The sequence below is a fragment of the Erwinia typographi genome (assembly GCF_000773975.1).
GTDB lineage: Bacteria > Pseudomonadota > Gammaproteobacteria > Enterobacterales > Enterobacteriaceae > Erwinia > Erwinia typographi.
Genome location: NZ_JRUQ01000040.1, coordinates 109637 through 125869, shown reverse-complemented (window position 1 = coordinate 125869; position 16233 = coordinate 109637). Strand labels below are relative to the sequence as shown.

13 protein-coding genes and 2 pseudogenes are annotated in these 16233 nt (G+C 52.4%); 8 read left to right on the top strand and 7 right to left on the bottom strand.

The features are described 5' to 3' along the window. The first annotated feature begins 145 nt into the window (after positions 1-145). The 3 genes and pseudogenes from guaB to NG99_RS13940 all read left to right on the top strand — a co-directional run bounded on the left by guaB (position 146) and on the right by NG99_RS13940 (position 3989). Entirely contained in the window at positions 146-1612 is a 1467-nt protein-coding gene (guaB, locus tag NG99_RS13950) for an IMP dehydrogenase (RefSeq protein WP_034893882.1), read from the top strand. Positions 1613-1691: 79 nt separating this feature from the next. After that, positions 1692-3272, top strand: coding sequence for a glutamine-hydrolyzing GMP synthase (gene guaA, locus NG99_RS13945; RefSeq protein WP_034893878.1), 1581 nt, complete (start codon positions 1692-1694; stop codon positions 3270-3272). Positions 3273-3598: 326 nt separating this feature from the next. Beyond that, positions 3599-3989: pseudogene (locus tag NG99_RS13940) on the top strand (immunity protein Tsi6 family protein). 174 nt (positions 3990-4163) lie between these two features. Here the strand turns inward: NG99_RS13940 and NG99_RS13935 are convergent. From NG99_RS13935 to NG99_RS13925, 3 genes are read right to left on the bottom strand one after another with little or no spacing between them, the layout of a single operon-like run. Continuing rightward, positions 4164-5480: an MFS transporter gene (locus NG99_RS13935; RefSeq protein ID WP_084110526.1), complete on the bottom strand. Its 1317-nt coding sequence runs from the start codon at positions 5478-5480 to the stop codon at positions 4164-4166. Further along, complete coding sequence (locus tag NG99_RS13930) at positions 5477-6478, bottom strand: alpha/beta hydrolase family protein (protein ID WP_034893875.1); 1002 nt, start codon at positions 6476-6478, stop codon at positions 5477-5479. The genes NG99_RS13935 and NG99_RS13930 overlap by 4 nt, the downstream gene beginning before the upstream one ends. 5 nt (positions 6479-6483) lie before the next feature. Beyond that, on the bottom strand, positions 6484-7215 hold the full coding sequence (locus NG99_RS13925; RefSeq protein WP_034893873.1) for an IclR family transcriptional regulator: 732 nt from the start codon (positions 7213-7215) through the stop codon (positions 6484-6486). Between the two features lie 466 nt (positions 7216-7681). On the opposite strand from NG99_RS13925, the gene NG99_RS13920 reads away from it, so the two are divergent. The 3 genes and pseudogenes from NG99_RS13920 (at position 7682) to NG99_RS13910 (ending at position 9098) form a co-directional block, all read left to right on the top strand. Further along, on the top strand, positions 7682-8005 hold the full coding sequence (locus NG99_RS13920) for an antibiotic biosynthesis monooxygenase family protein (RefSeq protein ID WP_034893870.1): 324 nt from the start codon (positions 7682-7684) through the stop codon (positions 8003-8005). Further along, positions 7998-8391 (top strand): annotated as a pseudogene (locus NG99_RS13915) (amino acid-binding protein). The gene NG99_RS13920 and the pseudogene NG99_RS13915 overlap by 8 nt, the downstream one beginning before the upstream one ends. Further along, the gene (locus NG99_RS13910; protein WP_034893866.1) at positions 8388-9098 is read left to right on the top strand and encodes an ArsR/SmtB family transcription factor; all 711 of its coding nucleotides are present in this window, start codon (positions 8388-8390) and stop codon (positions 9096-9098) included. Before NG99_RS13915 ends, NG99_RS13910 begins: the two are co-directional and overlap by 4 nt. A 121-nt stretch (positions 9099-9219) precedes the next feature. Here the strand turns inward: NG99_RS13910 and NG99_RS13905 are convergent, their stop codons facing one another. Both NG99_RS13905 and NG99_RS13900 read right to left on the bottom strand, forming a co-directional pair. Beyond that, on the bottom strand, positions 9220-10251 hold the full coding sequence (locus tag NG99_RS13905) for a methionine synthase (RefSeq protein WP_034893863.1): 1032 nt from the start codon (positions 10249-10251) through the stop codon (positions 9220-9222). A gap of 27 nt (positions 10252-10278) precedes the next feature. Then, complete coding sequence (locus tag NG99_RS13900) at positions 10279-11256, bottom strand: DUF1852 domain-containing protein (RefSeq protein ID WP_034893860.1); 978 nt, start codon at positions 11254-11256, stop codon at positions 10279-10281. A 664-nt stretch (positions 11257-11920) separates the two neighbouring features. Between NG99_RS13900 and NG99_RS13895 the strand changes: the two genes are divergently transcribed. Then, positions 11921-12706 carry a spermidine synthase gene (locus NG99_RS13895; RefSeq protein ID WP_034893857.1) on the top strand — a complete coding sequence of 262 codons (786 nt, stop codon included), beginning with the start codon at positions 11921-11923 and terminating at the stop codon, positions 12704-12706. A gap of 63 nt (positions 12707-12769) precedes the next feature. Further along, the gene (locus tag NG99_RS13890) at positions 12770-12964 is read left to right on the top strand and encodes a ribbon-helix-helix protein, CopG family (RefSeq protein ID WP_034894082.1); all 195 of its coding nucleotides are present in this window, start codon (positions 12770-12772) and stop codon (positions 12962-12964) included. A 51-nt stretch (positions 12965-13015) separates the two neighbouring features. On the opposite strand, the gene dauA is transcribed toward NG99_RS13890, so the two are convergent. Then, a complete protein-coding gene (gene dauA, locus NG99_RS13885) occupies positions 13016-14707 on the bottom strand; it encodes a C4-dicarboxylic acid transporter DauA (RefSeq protein ID WP_034894079.1) in 1692 nt (563 codons plus the stop codon). 276 nt (positions 14708-14983) lie between these two features. After that, positions 14984-15985: a LacI family DNA-binding transcriptional regulator gene (locus tag NG99_RS13880; protein WP_034893854.1), complete on the bottom strand. Its 1002-nt coding sequence runs from the start codon at positions 15983-15985 to the stop codon at positions 14984-14986. Between the last annotated feature and the right edge of the window lie 248 nt (positions 15986-16233).

Genomic DNA, 16233 nt, shown 5'->3' with positions numbered 1-16233 from the left:
GAGGGTTAATCAACTGATACTACAGGCCTCACCGTGGGGATCAAGAACTTTTCTTAAATAATGCTGGAGGCAATCGATTACGGCCTGTATAATGCCGCGGCAATATTTTACAAGTTCTCATTCACCCTGAGGTTGAGATATTGCCATGCTAAGAATCGCTAAAGAAGCCCTGACATTTGACGACGTTCTGCTCGTTCCTGCTCACTCGACTGTCTTACCCAACACGGCTGACCTCAGCACCCAGCTTACCAAAACCATCCGCCTGAATATTCCTATGCTTTCCGCCGCCATGGATACCGTGACCGAAGCCGGTCTGGCTATCGCGCTGGCCCAGGAAGGCGGCCTCGGCTTTATCCACAAAAATATGTCGATCGAGCGCCAGGCGGAAGAAGTTAGCAAGGTGAAAAAACACGAAAGCGGCGTAGTCACCGATCCCCAGACCGTGCTGCCAACCACCGCCCTGAGCGACGTGAAGGCGCTGACCGAACGTAACGGCTTTGCCGGTTACCCGGTGGTCAACGGCGACAACGAGCTGGTTGGCATCATTACCGGCCGCGACGTGCGCTTCGTGACCGATTTGAGCCTGCCCGTTTCCGCCGTGATGACGCCTAAAGAGCGTCTGGTGACCGTCCGTGAGGGCGAGGCCCGCGAAGTCGTGCTGCAAAAAATGCACGAAAAGCGCGTAGAAAAAGCGCTGGTGGTGGACGAAAGTTTCCATCTGCTGGGCATGATAACCGTTAAAGATTTCCAGAAAGCAGAGCGTAAGCCTAACGCCTGTAAAGACGAGCATGGTCGCCTGCGCGTTGGCGCGGCGGTAGGCGCTGGCGCCGGTAACGAAGAGCGCGTAGATGCGCTGGTTGCCGCAGGCGTTGACGTGCTGCTGATTGACTCCTCCCACGGCCATTCTGAAGGCGTTCTGCAACGCATTCGCGAAACCCGCGCAAAATATCCTGACCTGCAAATCGTTGGCGGTAACGTCGCGACCGGCGCGGGCGCTCTGGCGCTGGTGGAAGCGGGCGTGAGCGCGGTGAAAGTCGGTATTGGCCCGGGCTCAATTTGTACCACCCGTATTGTTACCGGCGTTGGCGTACCGCAGATCACCGCTGTTTCTGACGCGGTTGCCGCGCTGGAAGGCACCGGTATCCCTGTTATCGCCGACGGCGGCATCCGCTTCTCTGGCGATATCGCTAAGGCTATCGCCGCTGGCGCTTCTGCCGTAATGGTCGGGTCGATGCTGGCCGGCACCGAAGAATCTCCGGGTGAAATCGAACTGTACCAGGGACGCTCTTTCAAATCCTATCGCGGTATGGGTTCACTGGGCGCGATGTCCAAAGGATCGTCTGACCGCTACTTCCAGACCGACAACGCGGCGGACAAACTGGTTCCTGAAGGGATTGAAGGCCGCGTGGCTTACAAAGGCCGCCTGAAAGAGATCGTTCATCAGCAAATGGGCGGCCTGCGCTCCTGTATGGGCCTGACCGGCTGTGGTACTATCGACGACCTGCGCACCAAAGCGGAATTTGTCCGCATCAGCGGCGCCGGTATTTCGGAAAGTCACGTTCACGACGTGACCATTACCAAAGAGTCCCCGAACTACCGCATGGGTTCATAATACTGGACCTCACGCCCGGCTCCGGCCGGGCGTTTTACTCCTAATCCCTGAATTTGTTATATCGCCCTGGAATAGCCCAATGACGACGGAAAATATTCATAAACATCGCATTCTGATCCTTGATTTCGGCTCGCAGTATACGCAGCTGGTTGCACGCCGCGTGCGTGAGCTTGGCGTCTACTGTGAACTGTGGGCGTGGGACGTCACCGAAGAGCAGATCCGCGGGTTCAACCCAAACGGCATCATTCTGTCCGGTGGCCCGGAAAGCACCACCGAGCACGCCAGCCCGCGTGCCCCTGAGTATGTCTTTAACGCAGGCGTGCCCGTGCTGGGCGTGTGCTACGGTATGCAGACCATGGCCATGCAGCTGGGTGGCAAGGTTGAAGGCTCTAACGAACGTGAGTTCGGCTATGCGCAGGTTGAAGTTGGCGTGCAGAGCGCGCTGACCCGTAATATCGAAGACTCGCTGAGCGCGGAAGGCAAGCCGCTGCTGGACGTCTGGATGAGCCACGGCGACAAAGTTTCCGCTATCCCGGCGGACTTCGTGACCGTTGCCAGCACCGAGACCTGCCCGTTTGCGATTATCGCCAACGAGGAGAAGCGTCTGTACGGCGTTCAGTTCCACCCGGAAGTGACCCACACTCGCCAGGGCCTGCGCCTGCTGGAGCGCTTCGTGCGCGATATCTGCGAGTGCGAAGCGCTGTGGACCCCGGCAAAAATCATCGAGGACACCGTTGAGCGTCTGCGTGAGCAGGTGGGCAACGACAAGGTTATTCTTGGCCTGTCCGGCGGCGTGGACTCTTCCGTTACCGCGATGCTGTTGCATCGCGCGATTGGCGACCGTCTGACCTGCGTATTTGTGGATAACGGCCTGTTGCGCCTGAATGAGGCCGCACAGGTAATGGAGATGTTCGGCGACCATTTTGGCCTGAACATCATCCACGTTCCGGCCGAAGCTCGCTTCCTGGACGCGCTGGCCGGCATCGACGAGCCTGAAGCGAAGCGTAAGACTATTGGTCGCGTTTTCGTGGAAGTGTTTGACGAGCAGGCGACAACGTTGCAGGACGTGAAGTGGCTGGCGCAGGGCACCATCTATCCTGACGTGATTGAGTCTGCCGCTTCTGCCACCGGTAAAGCGCATGTGATTAAATCTCACCACAACGTGGGCGGCCTGCCGAAAGAGATGAAGTTGGGGCTGGTTGAGCCGTTGAAAGAGCTGTTCAAGGACGAAGTGCGCAAGATTGGCCTCGAGTTAGGTCTGCCTCACGACATGCTGTTCCGCCACCCGTTCCCTGGACCAGGTCTGGGCGTTCGCGTGCTGGGCGAAGTGAAGAAAGAGTACTGCGATCTGCTGCGCCGTGCGGATGCGATCTTCATTGAGGAACTGCACAAAGCCGAGCTGTACAACAAGGTGAGCCAGGCGTTTACCGTGTTCCTGCCGGTGCGTTCCGTTGGCGTAATGGGCGATGGCCGTAAATATGACTGGGTGGTTTCACTGCGTGCCGTAGAGACTATCGACTTTATGACCGCGCACTGGGCGCACCTGCCTTATGAGTTCCTGGGCCGCGTCTCAAACCGCATCATCAACGAAATCGACGGTATCTCCCGCGTGGTTTACGATATTTCCGGTAAGCCACCGGCTACAATCGAGTGGGAGTGATCCCGCGTCTGGCAACAGCCTGAACGTAAAAGCAGTAAAGTACCTCTAAGCCCGCATCACTGCGGGCTTTTTTGTTTTTGTGTCTGGCATTCATAGCAAGGTCTGGCAATGGCATTTTATGGAACTATTTGTTCTCATATCAGCCTTAGAAAAAGTACCCTGCCATGATCGCAGGTTGGATTAGGGTATTTCTTTAAAGCAAATGATGCTGCGTAGCATGGCAAATCCGGCTCTTGAGACCTGGTCTGTACCTGAAGAGCCTTTCCTGGCCGAAGGGGAGGTGTATAGTGGTTTAGTACGGACAAGGATGCATGGATACCGAAAAAATGAACAATGATACGGCCTTAGATTACGTGAACAGGGCTTTGCGCCTGGCTCAAAAGCGTCACCATCACATCAAGTACAATGTTATCGGCGGTGAAACGCTGGAACCGATGTATAACTCCATCGTTCAGCAACTTATTTACCTCCGTAATATTATTACCGGTGAGGAAAAAGACAAAAGCCGTATCCACAAAATGACAATGGGTATGTATGCGGCTAAAGAGTTCGATGGCAATGATCCTGTTTTTCAGGACAGAATCTTTAGTGCCGGTTATATTGCCAAACAAATAGGTGGGGGGTTAAAAGTTCAGCTTCCTCATCAGGAAGAACCCGATGATTATCGCAAACGGCAGGAAAGGCTAAGCGCAATTTCCTGAAGATTTTGACGTCTGATAGAGGGCAGGCAGTCCAACGTGTCGATGCCCTGAACCGCTCCCCCCTTGATTACCACAGCACGATGCCATCCACGTTTTCATCAGCATTATGAGGTAACCGAACGGGCCTTAATCATCCTTGCCCGTGCGGTAGCGGTAAAATTCAACATGCTGCGAAAATCTTCCGCCTGACCTAATCACTGGCCTTTAACGACGAAGCAGGAGGCTGCTGTTTTCCGCGTCCGATACAGAGAGCGCCAATGCAGGCGCAGATGGTCAACAGCAACAATGGCGCCAGCGCGTAAGTAAAGCTCCCGGTGCTGGTCCGTATTGCGCCGATGAGCCAGGTACCGATAAACACTCCCAGATTGTTTAGCGCATTGATTTGCCCAATCGCCACGGCAGCGGTACCGGCAGGGAGCAATTCGGTGGCCATCGCCCAAAATGGGCCTTTAATCATCGATGCGGCGGTGATGGCGACGCACAGGATGAATAATGTTGGCCATAAGTGCGTGACATACATGCTGCCCGCCAGCCCCAGCGCGCCAAGGATCAGGGGCAGGGCGGTATGCAGGCGGCGTTCTCCCTGTTTATCGGAATGCCTGCCCCACAGGTACATTGCCAGACTGGCGATGGCAAATGGAATCGCGTTCAGCAAGCCAATCTCCATGGTCGTAAGATTAAACGCCTTAATAAACTGCGGCTGCCACAGCGCCAACCCATTGGTAACCGCCGTGCCGCCCATATAAATCAGGGTCAATAACAACACGCGCGGATGGAACAACAGACGCAGCAGGCTGCCTTCGATGGCCTGGCTCGACGTGGTTTGCTGCTCGCGGGCGATCTCCTGGCTTAGCCAGTCTCGTTCAGCAACGGTTAACCATTTAGCCTCTGCTGGCTGTGCCGGTAAGAGGGTGATAGCCACTACGCCCAGCAACAGCGCCGGAAGCCCTTCAATAATAAATAACCAGTGCCAGCCGCGTAGGCCCATCACGCCATCGGCATTGAGCAGCGCGGCGGAGAGCGGGGAGCCGAGAACGCTGGAAATCGGCAGAGCCATCATCAGGATCGCCACCATGCGTCCACGGTACTTTTTGGGAAAGCAGAGGGTGAAGTAGTAAATTACGCCAGGGAAAAATCCGGCTTCGGCGATCCCAAGTAAAAAGCGCAGCGCATAGAAAGAGAGCGGCCCCTGAACCATCGCCATGCAGGTCGATAAAATCCCCCATGAGATCATCACCGTCGAAAGCCAGCGGGTAGCGCCAACCTTAACCATCAGCATGTTACAGGGTACAGCAAACAGGCAATAGGCGACGAAAAATAGCCCGGCGCCCAGGCCAAAGGCCGCGGCGGATAAGCCGACATCGTCGTTCATTTGCAAAGCGGCGAAGCCCACGTTAACCCGATCCAGCGAGGCCAGAAAGTAGCCGACAGTAAACAGCGGCATTAAGCGCCAGGCGATTTTGCGGATGGTATGGCTTTCGAGTTCAGCGGTCTGGGTTGTCATCATAGGGATACTCTTTGCGGGTTGTGCTGGCATTTTTGTAATAACCAGTCATTGATCAACTGAGCAATGGCGTCGCTGTTACGTTCCATCATCAGAAGATGAGAGTTGCCATTAATACCGTGTTGAGGCAGATCGACGAGGGTGACATCCCCTCCCTGTTGCTGGAGCTGGTGGAAAAAAACGTCGGTACGCTGACGGATTTGCGGCCAGCGCTTATCGAGTTCCAGGTTATCGCCATAGATCACTAAAACGGGGATCGCGCTCAGCGCGGCAATATCGCGCAGTTCTGCCGCCTGTGCCGGCTCAATCGCCACAATGGCCGCCACTTTGTTCGGGCAACGTGCCGCCGCGCGTAACGCAAAAACAGCCCCCTGAGAGTGAGCCACAATGGTTACCGGCCCGGTGCGTTCAAGCAACTCGCACCATGCCTCCAGCATTAGCTGGTCAGTTTTGGTCCAACGCGGCACGACCTGGCACATAAAATCGCCAAAGTGTTCGAGCGGGAACTGGCAATCAGGATAAGCGGCTTGTGACAACGCCTGCGGCGTCACCTGGCTGACCGGTGAACCGATGCGGAACTGGGTAAAGCAATCTTCCGCGGTACGTAAAATGGGCGCTTCAGCAAACGGCGGCGCATCGGGTGACCAGCCTGAGCGTCCACGTTCTACCGCATCCGCGTTATAGACGCGCCAGCCACGTCGTAAAAACCACTGCATCCAACCCGCTCGTCCATCAGGCGTCTGTTCCCACATCGCGCCGGTCATGGAGCCGCCATGCCAAAAACTCAGCGGGGGAGCGTCGACGCTTTGCACCGGAAAAAAATATTGCACATACATTTGCCCCAGCCATTGCGTGCCGTTGGGATTAATGGTGACCGGCACGCCGCCGGGTGCCAGCACCACCTCTCTGGTGGGCAGCGAGGTCTGTACTCTCGGTTGTCCAGCCAGATAAAAAGAGCCGAACGTTTGTAAAGTGAGTGCGTTATCCGCTTGCGATGCCATTCGATTTATTCCAGGTGAGACAGGGTCAATTCCAGCTGTGCTTTTGCGTGTTGTAACAAGGGAAGGCAGTCGGCCACTTTTTGCTCACTCATGCGATAAGAAGGCCCGCCTATAGTCAGCGAGGCAAATATTTCCCCGGTCGCTTTTAATAGCGGTACGCTGATGCCGGTGATGTTAGGCAGGCGTTCGCCGCGGCTTACTATCCAGCCGCACTGGCGTAGCTGACTGAACTGCTCTTCCAGGTCAAGACGCCTGGCAGGGTCGGTTACCCGTTCGGCGATAATCGCCCGCCGGCGCTCATCCGGCAGCCAGGCGAGAATCGCTTTACCGCGTGAGCCAAGGTGTAAAGGAGTGCGTTCGCCGAGTCGAATGGCGATCACGATATCCTGACGGCTTTCGGTCAGCTGAACGCAAATGGCGGCCTCGCCATCCGGCATACTGCAATAAGCAGTTTCTCCACTTTTTTCGGCCAGGTTTTTTACCGTTTCGGCAATCAGCGTATCCAGCCGTAAATGCTGGCGAAATAGCATACCGTAATGCCAAAAACCAATACCAATTTCATAGTGCCGGGTAACGGCGTTTTGCCGCATCAAGCCCTGGTGGCAATAGGTAGCCAATACGCGCTGAACCGTTGAAGAAGATATGCCGCTCCACTGGCTCAGTTCGCGAACACCCCAGCTTGGTTTTTCCGGCGTAAAAGCTTTCAACAAATTTAGTGCCGTATTAAGCGCGCTCATTATGTGTCCCTGAATATGGGACAGTGTCCCTTATATTGATGCGATCATTTGTGATCTTAACGTTGATGATGTCAATGGAATGTTGTGTTTTTTGCTGGGGATGTGATCGTGGCGAGAGTTTGAAAGAGTGCGAGAGGGAGCAGAACCTGGACTTTATTCCCTTCGCCCATGTGCCTGAATGTTGTTCACCAGCGCCCAAAGTCCTGTCGGCAGTAGCCTCAAAATACGTTGGGGCAGTTCAAATGCGCCGGACGCAGATTACAGGCCAGAGTATCGAATTTGCAGGTTGATGCATCAATTATTAGTGAATTCACTGCTTTCCTTGATTACTCCTTGCGTCTGTCAATAAGACTCCTCTGCCTGATACCGTTTTGACTTGCACGAAACATACATACTTCGGTGCAGACCGAAGCATAAGAATTTTGTCGGTAATAAGCTGACTGAAAATTAACGACGGAGCAGACGAATGATTGCAGTACTTTTTGAGGCCGAGGCCCTGGCAGAGGCCCAGCAACGGTATCTTCAACTTGCTGCTGAGCTGAAGCCATTGTTGTCGGATACACCGGGATTTATTTCCATTGAGCGATTCCAGAGTCTGAGTACGCCAGGAAAAATCCTTTCTTTGTCATGGTGGGAAGATGAGGACTCTGTGGCTGGATGGAAGCAGAATGTTATGCATCTGGCAGCACAGAGAGAAGGTAAACGGTCGATTTTTTCATTCTACAGAATACGCGTGGCCACTGTATTCCGCGATTACTCTTCTGATAAGGAAACACATCAGCATGTATGATATTCACGTAATCCTCAGTAATATCCCTGGTTCGCTTGCCTCGCTTGGTCATGTGTTGGGCATAAACGACGTTGGTCTTGAAGGTGGGGGAGTATTTTCAACGCCGGAAACCGGGCACGCGCATTTCCTTGTTGAAGACGGTGAGAAAGCCCGCAGGGTTCTGGCTGATGCTGGCTTCGACGTCAGAAATCTGTGCCGCCCCCTGATAAGAAAATTACCTCAGGAGCGACCGGGAGAGCTGGGGGGAAATAGCTGACACCATTGCCCGGAATGGTATTAACATTCTGGTACAGTACAGCGATCACCGTAACCGACTCATTCTTCTTACGGATGACGATACCCGGGCAGCTGAAGTAACACGAAAATGGGCAATACCCTCTGAATGAGCCTTTTTAAAACTGAATACGACAGTCAGCCGGATGATTTTCTTGAAAAATCCATGTCACTGGTTGCTTCTGCCCTATCTGACCCGTCAAGGATCAGTATTCTGTGTGCCCTGATGGATGGGCGTGCGTGGACCGCTACTGAACTCAGCGCGGTAGCTGGCATTGCCGCATCCACAACCAGCGGACATCTTACCCGGCTTCTCAGCAACGGGCTGGTTATTTGCCTGACTCAGGGGCGCCACCGCTATTACAGCCTTGCAGGTCATCACATTGCCGGATTACTGGAGAACCTGATGGGGGTTTCCATGCATACTCACGCTTCTCCCACGCCCCGGACGCCGGTATGTCTGCGTTATGCACGTACCTGCTATGACCATCTGGCAGGAGAACTTGCTGTAAAAATTTACGATTTTATGCTGCAGGAAAAATGGCTTGAGGCTGACGGCACGGCGTTGACGACAGCCGGAAAATCCCAGTTTCAGAACGTTGGCGCAGTGCTTAACCCTCGCCCACGCCGCAAGGCTTGCTGTCCATGCCTCGACTGGAGCGAAAGACGTTTCCATTTAGGAGGGGATGCCGGCTCGGCTTTGATGATGCTTTTTCTGCAGAAAGAATGGATAACCCGCGTGCAGGGATATCGTGAAGTGAAGGTGACGAAGAGTGGCAGAATGGCCATTTCCCGCCTGTTCAGTTTGAATCTGAGCTAATCACTGATGCTGAATGCGATCGTTATGGCTCAGTCCGGCTGGTGGGGCAGGAACGTTGGCGATTGGTCGGATCGCTCAACCCGGACTGAGTTACCTTCAAATAATCGGCTATTTGGCGATGTTATTTAGCCGAGAGTTCTCTGCGGACAATTTCTGCGCCTGCGCTTAAAGCGTTCAGCTTGCCTCTGGCTACCCGACGAGATAAGGGCGTCATGCCGCAGTTGGTAGAAGGATAGAGCTTGTCGGCATCAACAAACTGAAGTGCTTTTCGTAGCGTACTGGCGACTTCCTCTGGGGTTTCAATGGTATTGGTTGCCACGTCGATGGCTCCTACCATGACTTTTTTACCTCGAATGAGCTCAATGAGATCCATTGGGACTCGAGAGTTTTGACATTCCAGGGAAATTATATCGATATTAGATGTTTGCAGTTTGGGGAAAATTTCCTCATATTGCCGCCATTCTGACCCCAGCGTCTTTTTCCAATCTGTATTGGCTTTGATGCCATAACCGTAGCAAATATGCACAGCCGTTTCACAGTTAAGACCTTCGATCGCTCTTTCTAACGCAGCAATTCCCCAGTCATTCACTTCATCAAAGAAAACATTAAATGCGGGCTCATCAAACTGGATAATATCGACACCAGCAGCCTCTAATTCTCTGGCTTCTTGATTGAGAATTTTGGCGAATTCCCAGGCTAGCTTTTCGCGACTTTTATAGTGGCTGTCATAGAGCGTATCTATCATCGTCATTGGACCTGGTAGCGCCCATTTAATCGGTTGCTTAGTTTGCTGACGAAGGAATTTGGCATCTTCAACAAAAACAGGTTTTTGGCGACTCACCGCACCAACGACCGTGGGTACACTTGCATCATAGCGATTACGAATTTTAACGATCTCGCGTTTCTCAAAATCAACTCCGCTGAGGTGCTCAATAAAAGTCGTGACAAAATGCTGGCGCGTCTGCTCGCCATCACTGACAATATCAATACCTGCCTGTTGTTGATCTTGCAGGCACAAACGCAGCGCATCTTGTTTGCCCTCAATCAATTCCTCACCTTGCAATTTCCAGGGTGACCAGAGTGTCTCTGGTTGAGCAAGCCAGGAGGGCTTAGGCAAACTGCCCGCAGTTGAAGTGGGTAACAAAATTTTCATAATTGATGACCTTGTGTATTTGGTTAATCAAAGAACGTAATGAGCAGACCATTGTTCGAGCACAGTTTGGTAGGGTTTGATGAAGTGCTCCTCAGTAAACTTTCCCTGCTCTATAGCTAACTGGCTACGTTCTTCTCGATCATAAACAATTTGAGTTAATGTATAATCCTGGTTTTTCAAGTCGGGTTGATACTCTTTCCCCGCGACAGAATTAGCATTGTAAATCTCTGGTCGATAAATCTTTTGAAAAGTTTCCATCGTGCTGATGGTGCTGATAAGTTCAAGATTGGTGTAATCGTTAATTAAATCACCAGCGAAATAAAATGCTAAAGGCGCAACGCTATTTTTCGGCATAAAATAGCGGGCCTGCAATCCCATTTTTTGGAAGTAGCGATCGGTCATGGAATCTTCATTTTGCTGGTATTCGAAGCCCAATACAGGATGCTGATACCCAGTCCGATGATAGGTGTTCTTACTGGAAACGCTCAGGCATATAACCGGCGGTTTATTAAAATTATCTTTGTATGCCGTCGAATTCACAAAGCTTTTGAATATGTTTCCATGCAAATCGCCAAAATTATCTGGCGTGTCAAATCCGGTTTTATTTCTGTTGTGCTCTAACAGTAATACGCTAAAGTCATAATCCCGCACGTAAGAGGAGAAATTATTCCCTACAATGCCCTCAATACGTTCGTTGGTTTTCTGATCAACAATATTCGTTTTCAATATTTCAATCACTGGGAAAGTGTTGCCGTTGCCTTCTATATCCATTTCAACGGAAATGATTTCAAGTTCAACAGCATAACGGTCCCCTTTGGGGTTATCCCAATGCGCCAGAGTGTTGAAGCGATCGTCAATCATCTTTAAGGCATTACGCAAGTTTTCCTGGCGTTTATTTCCTCTGGCCAGATTAGCGAAGTTGGTAGTAATACGCGTATTTTCTGAGGGGTTATAGTTTTCATCAAAAGCAATGCTTTTAATCGTAAATGTAAATTCATTATTCATCGCGATCTGGTATCCTAATGTCTGATATAAAACCTGAATTTTTTTCTTGCTTTTTCAGCATTTTCAAATTTTCTTCTGGTTTTCTTATTCAGTACGCTTCATATTGTCTGGAACTAATAGCAGTGCATACTTTATGCCAGAGTCATTGATTGAGTAAAAGTGATTTAATTTCATTGCAGCATGAGTCATCTTCATGATCGGATGCTGGGGAGGCATGGTTACAGACGTCTCTGCTCAGGGATTCATCGCCTGAATCCACGGGGTTGGAAACCGCTCACTGAAAAGACTTAGGGTAGTGACGTCAGCCGGTCGCTTTTTACCTACGATTGAGAACACCGAATACAAAAATCCCGCTCAGGTTCACCTTGAGTGGCCTTGCTGGATCCGGCACCTCCGTCTGAAACTGCATTTGCCATCAACTGATTGATTAGTAGTTAAAAAAACGTCGTCAACGCCAGCAAAAAAATCACCAGCTTTTCTTCTCTTTTCCATCCTGAGGGCCAGTGGGTATTGTCGGAGGAACAGGTATATCTGAATATTCGGTTGATCCGGTATTGACGTAATATAATGGGCTTTTCGGCTATAGCAACGGTCGGGGACAGGATAGCATTGTACCGATGACTTCATTTGCGCCGGGCAGTTTAAACACCAGGATAAAAGTGCCATGAGTTTTGTTGAGGATATTTTAGTGAAGTTCCGCGACATCGAACCACGGAGAAAGGAGATCGCCCGAGAAACGGATGACTATGGGGACATTATTGTTACGGAGTACAAGCATTACCGTATGCTGCGTTTTGATGAGCTTAACGAGCAGAGCAAAATGAGCCTGCATTCGCCGTCTGCGCCGGTACACCATTATATCAAAGCGATGTCGATGGCGGTGGCCTGGCAGGATGAAGGCCCCGCCTTATTGCTTGGCCTGGGCGGCGGTAGTCTGTTGCGGGCACTGTATGCGCATCATAACGCTATCGCGATGGATGTGGTTGAGCTGCGTCCTCAGGTATTGCAGGTTGCCCGGCGCTATTTTACCTTACCGGAAGCAGAGCACATCACCTATTACCTGGAAAACGCTGTCGATTATTTACGGCGTGACAACGGGGCGCGTTATGCGTTTATTTTCTCCGATCTGTACCTGGCATATTCCATGGACCCGTTACAGGGGACCGAGAATTTTCTGGAGCGGTGCAAAGCGTCACTGCGTGAGGGGGGCTGGCTGGTGCTGAACTATCTGGAAGTGCCACACAGTAAAACCCTGCTGTATCATGCGTTATACCGGGTATTCAACGAGGTTTTTTTCTGCCGCACAGGCAGTGGCAATGTGGTGATTTATGCCACCCATTCTCATACCCGCTATCAGCTTAAGGCATTGCGGACGCAGGCATCCGGGCTGACCGGGGAGATCTTTGGTGAGATGAAACAGCTGTCAGCCAGGCTGGAAAGGTTGGCGTAGTCTGGTGAAGTGCGGCAGGCATGGTATTATCATTTGATTATCATAAATATGGACGATAACACCATGGAAAAGAAGACTGCACGGCTCACAATACTGATTGACCCGGAAAAGAAGAAGGCGCTGGAGACCCTCTGTCAGCAGCAGGATCTCACGCCGTCACAGGTTGTCCGGCAGCTTATTCGTGACTATCTGCAAAAACACGGTGTTGAGTATACGACTCAGACCACGTTGTCTCGCCCCAAAGGCGGTACGAACTAGTGCTGAGCGCGCGGGGACCGCGGTGCTCTGTGCCAGCACCGCGGCGTGCTGCTACTGTGCCTCCAACACCCTTAATGCTTCCGGCAGAGTAGAATAAAACGATAATCGTCCCTCAATCGGGTGTATTCGCGCCCGCGCCAGCGCTTTTAATGGCTGGAAAGGGATGTCGGTAATCACCAGGTGTTTCCCTGCTGGCAAAGCGTCGATAAAACGCTGCATAGCATTAAGGCCACCAGCATCAAGCACCGGAACCGCGTCCCACTGCAAGACAACCGTTTGATAATCCTCAGTGCGTGCCAGCAGCTCATTAAAGACGCGTTCTGCCGCTGCAAAGAACAGTGGCCCGTTAACACGTAATACCAGTAGTCCCTCGTTTGCTGTCAATTCACTCAGGCGCGTCATGCGTGCTATCCGCCGCATAAACAGCAAGGAAGCCAGCACGATACCCACAGTGATGGCAATCACCATGTCAAACAACACCGTCAGGCTCATACAAAACAGCATAACCAGAATGTCATCCCTGGGCGCCCGGCGCAGCAAATAGACAACCTTATGCGCTTCGCTCATGTTCCAGGCCACGATCAGCAGTAGGGCGGCCATGGCCGCAAGAGGCAGGTATGACAGCCAGGAGGCCAGCACCAGCAGCGCCAGCAGCACCAGCAAGGCATGGATCACTGCCGCTACAGGGGAGGTTGCTCCGGCGCGCACATTAGCGGCAGAGCGGGCAATCGCGGCCGTAGCGGTGATGCCGCCAAAAAACGGGGCAATAATATTACCGGCACCCTGACCCAGCAATTCGGTATTGGCGCTGTGCTTTGTACCGGTCATGCCATCCAGTACCACGGCGCACAGGAGTGATTCGATGGCGCCGAGCATGGCCATCGAAAAGGCCGCTGGCAGCAAAGAAGAAAGCGTCTGCCATGACAGCGTCATGTGTTGACCATTGGCGGCGGGTAATTCCCACGGAAAGAGCAAGTGGGGAAGAATAGGGGGGATCCCGTGCCCCTGGCTACCGTCTGCCAACTGGTAGGTGAAACTGGAGCCAATAGTCGCGACGCTGTGCCCGGACAAACTCAGTAATCCCATGACGGCGGTACCGGCCAACAAAGCCGGTAAATGGCCGGGAATACGTATCCCCAGCTTCGGCCAGTAAATGAGTATTAGCAGGGTAACGCAGCCGATCAGCGTGTCACCGAGGTCCAGCGTGGGCAGCGCATGTACTAAGGCAGAGACCTTGCTGACGTAGGTCTCGGGCATATGAACTAACTGCAACCCGAAAAAATCTTTGATTTGCATGGTCGCAATAGTGATGGCGATACCGGAGGTGAACCCCAGCGTGACCGGCAGCGGAATATATTCAATCAAACGCCCGACCCGGGCCAGCCCCATGACCACCAGAATTATCCCGGAAAGCAGCGTCGCCACCAGCAGACCGGACAACCCGAACTGTTGCGATACCGGATACAGGATCACCACAAAAGCTGCGGTAGGACCGGAAACGCTGTAGCGGGAACCGCCGCTTAAGGCAATCACCAGTCCGGCGATAGCGGAAGTGTACAGCCCGTATTGCGGGGGAACGCCACTGGCGATAGCCAGCGCCATGGACAGAGGAATGGCAATAATGCCAACGGTGATCCCGGCAATGGTGTCTTTTAACAAACGGTGACGTGAATAGGGTTCTTGCCAGCAAGCGGCAATCAGCGCGCTGAAGGGATGAAGTGCATTAATTTTGCGAGTTGTCATTACAGTTATTAGCCAAATCAGAAAAAAGAACGACATGGCGGGCCGGATAAGGTCCGTCTCGGATAGACCATATACTCTTGCGTACCTCGGGCTGAGGTGAGGCTTCCTCTGTTTTTATGTTAATATAATTATAATATAATTTACATGTAAGAATGTGAACTCTGTGGCTGTCGCAGAGCAAATAAGAGGAAAGGGTAGCGCCTGGCAAACGGAATCCGCCCCACGCTAAGACGATTTTTTGTTCAGGCCAGAATCAACAGTGCGGCGGGATGACCCTCAGGCGGATTCCCTTTTAACCAGATGAAAACCAATATCAATGAGGGTTTCCGCCTGCGGTAGATGTTCGATGCGGTCGGCCAGCAAAGTGGCGGCTTGCTGCCCGATAGCGCGTCGGTCCACACTGATGGTGGTGATGGAAGGTCGGTTGCTGGCGGCAAAATCGAGATCGCCAAAGCCAATCACTGCCAAATCCTGCGGGACACGCAGCCCGCGACTTTCGCTCTCCATAATCGCGCCCTGCGCCAGGGTATCTGAACTGCACACAATGACGTCAAATTCCCCCCTGGTAAAAAGCTGTACCAGCCCACGGCGTCCCAATGCGAGTGAGGCAGGAAGCGACACATCAACCTGCGGCACCTCAGGAATATCATGACGCGTAAGCACGCTGCACAATCCCTGTTTGCGCTGAGCAGCACGACGGTCTGCGGTCCACAGCAGGCCTGGCCGACGATATCCTTTGCTTAACAGATATTCTGCGGTGGCCTGGCCGACTTTTTCATGGGAGAAACCGACCAGCATGTCGAGAGGCGTTGGCGTTAAATCCCAGATTTCCACCACCGGAATGGCAGCGTTAAGAATCACCTTTTTCAGTTCCCGGGCGTGATGAATTCCGGTCAGCAGCACTCCGTCGGGTCGACGGGAGAGTAGCGTAGCCACCAGTTCAGCTTCCGTTTGTTCAGCATAGCCTGCCACACACAGCAAAATGTGATACCCGCGCACGGCAAGCTCATCGCTTAACGACTGGATAGTATCGACAAACATGTTGTTATTAATTTGCGGCACTACAACCGCGATAAGTTTGCTACGTTGTGACGCCAGCCCCCCGGCCAAAGCGTTGGGGATATAGCCGGTGGCACGAACAGCCTGCATTACTTTTTCAACGGTTTCAGGCCGTACCAACTGCGGTGTGTTCAGGGCCCGGCTCACCGTCATTGGCGACAGTCCGGCGCTGCGTGCTACATCTTCCAGCGTGGGTGCGCGGTGTTTGGTACTCTTCACAGTTGATGTCCAGGCAAAATTTGCTGATTTATCTGTGCATTATTCATCATGATCTCCGCTCTTGCCAGCGCCGTCCGAGAGAAACCCAGCAACTACAGCAACTTACTCCTGCATTGCAATGCTAAAAGTTAGCGCAATCATTTTTGCATTGTGCATTTTACCAGAATGTTTTGGATTGTGATCTGCATTACGCGAAATATCCCTTTTATAAGCCTGCCTGTGATCGACTATTCAAATCAGTATTAATC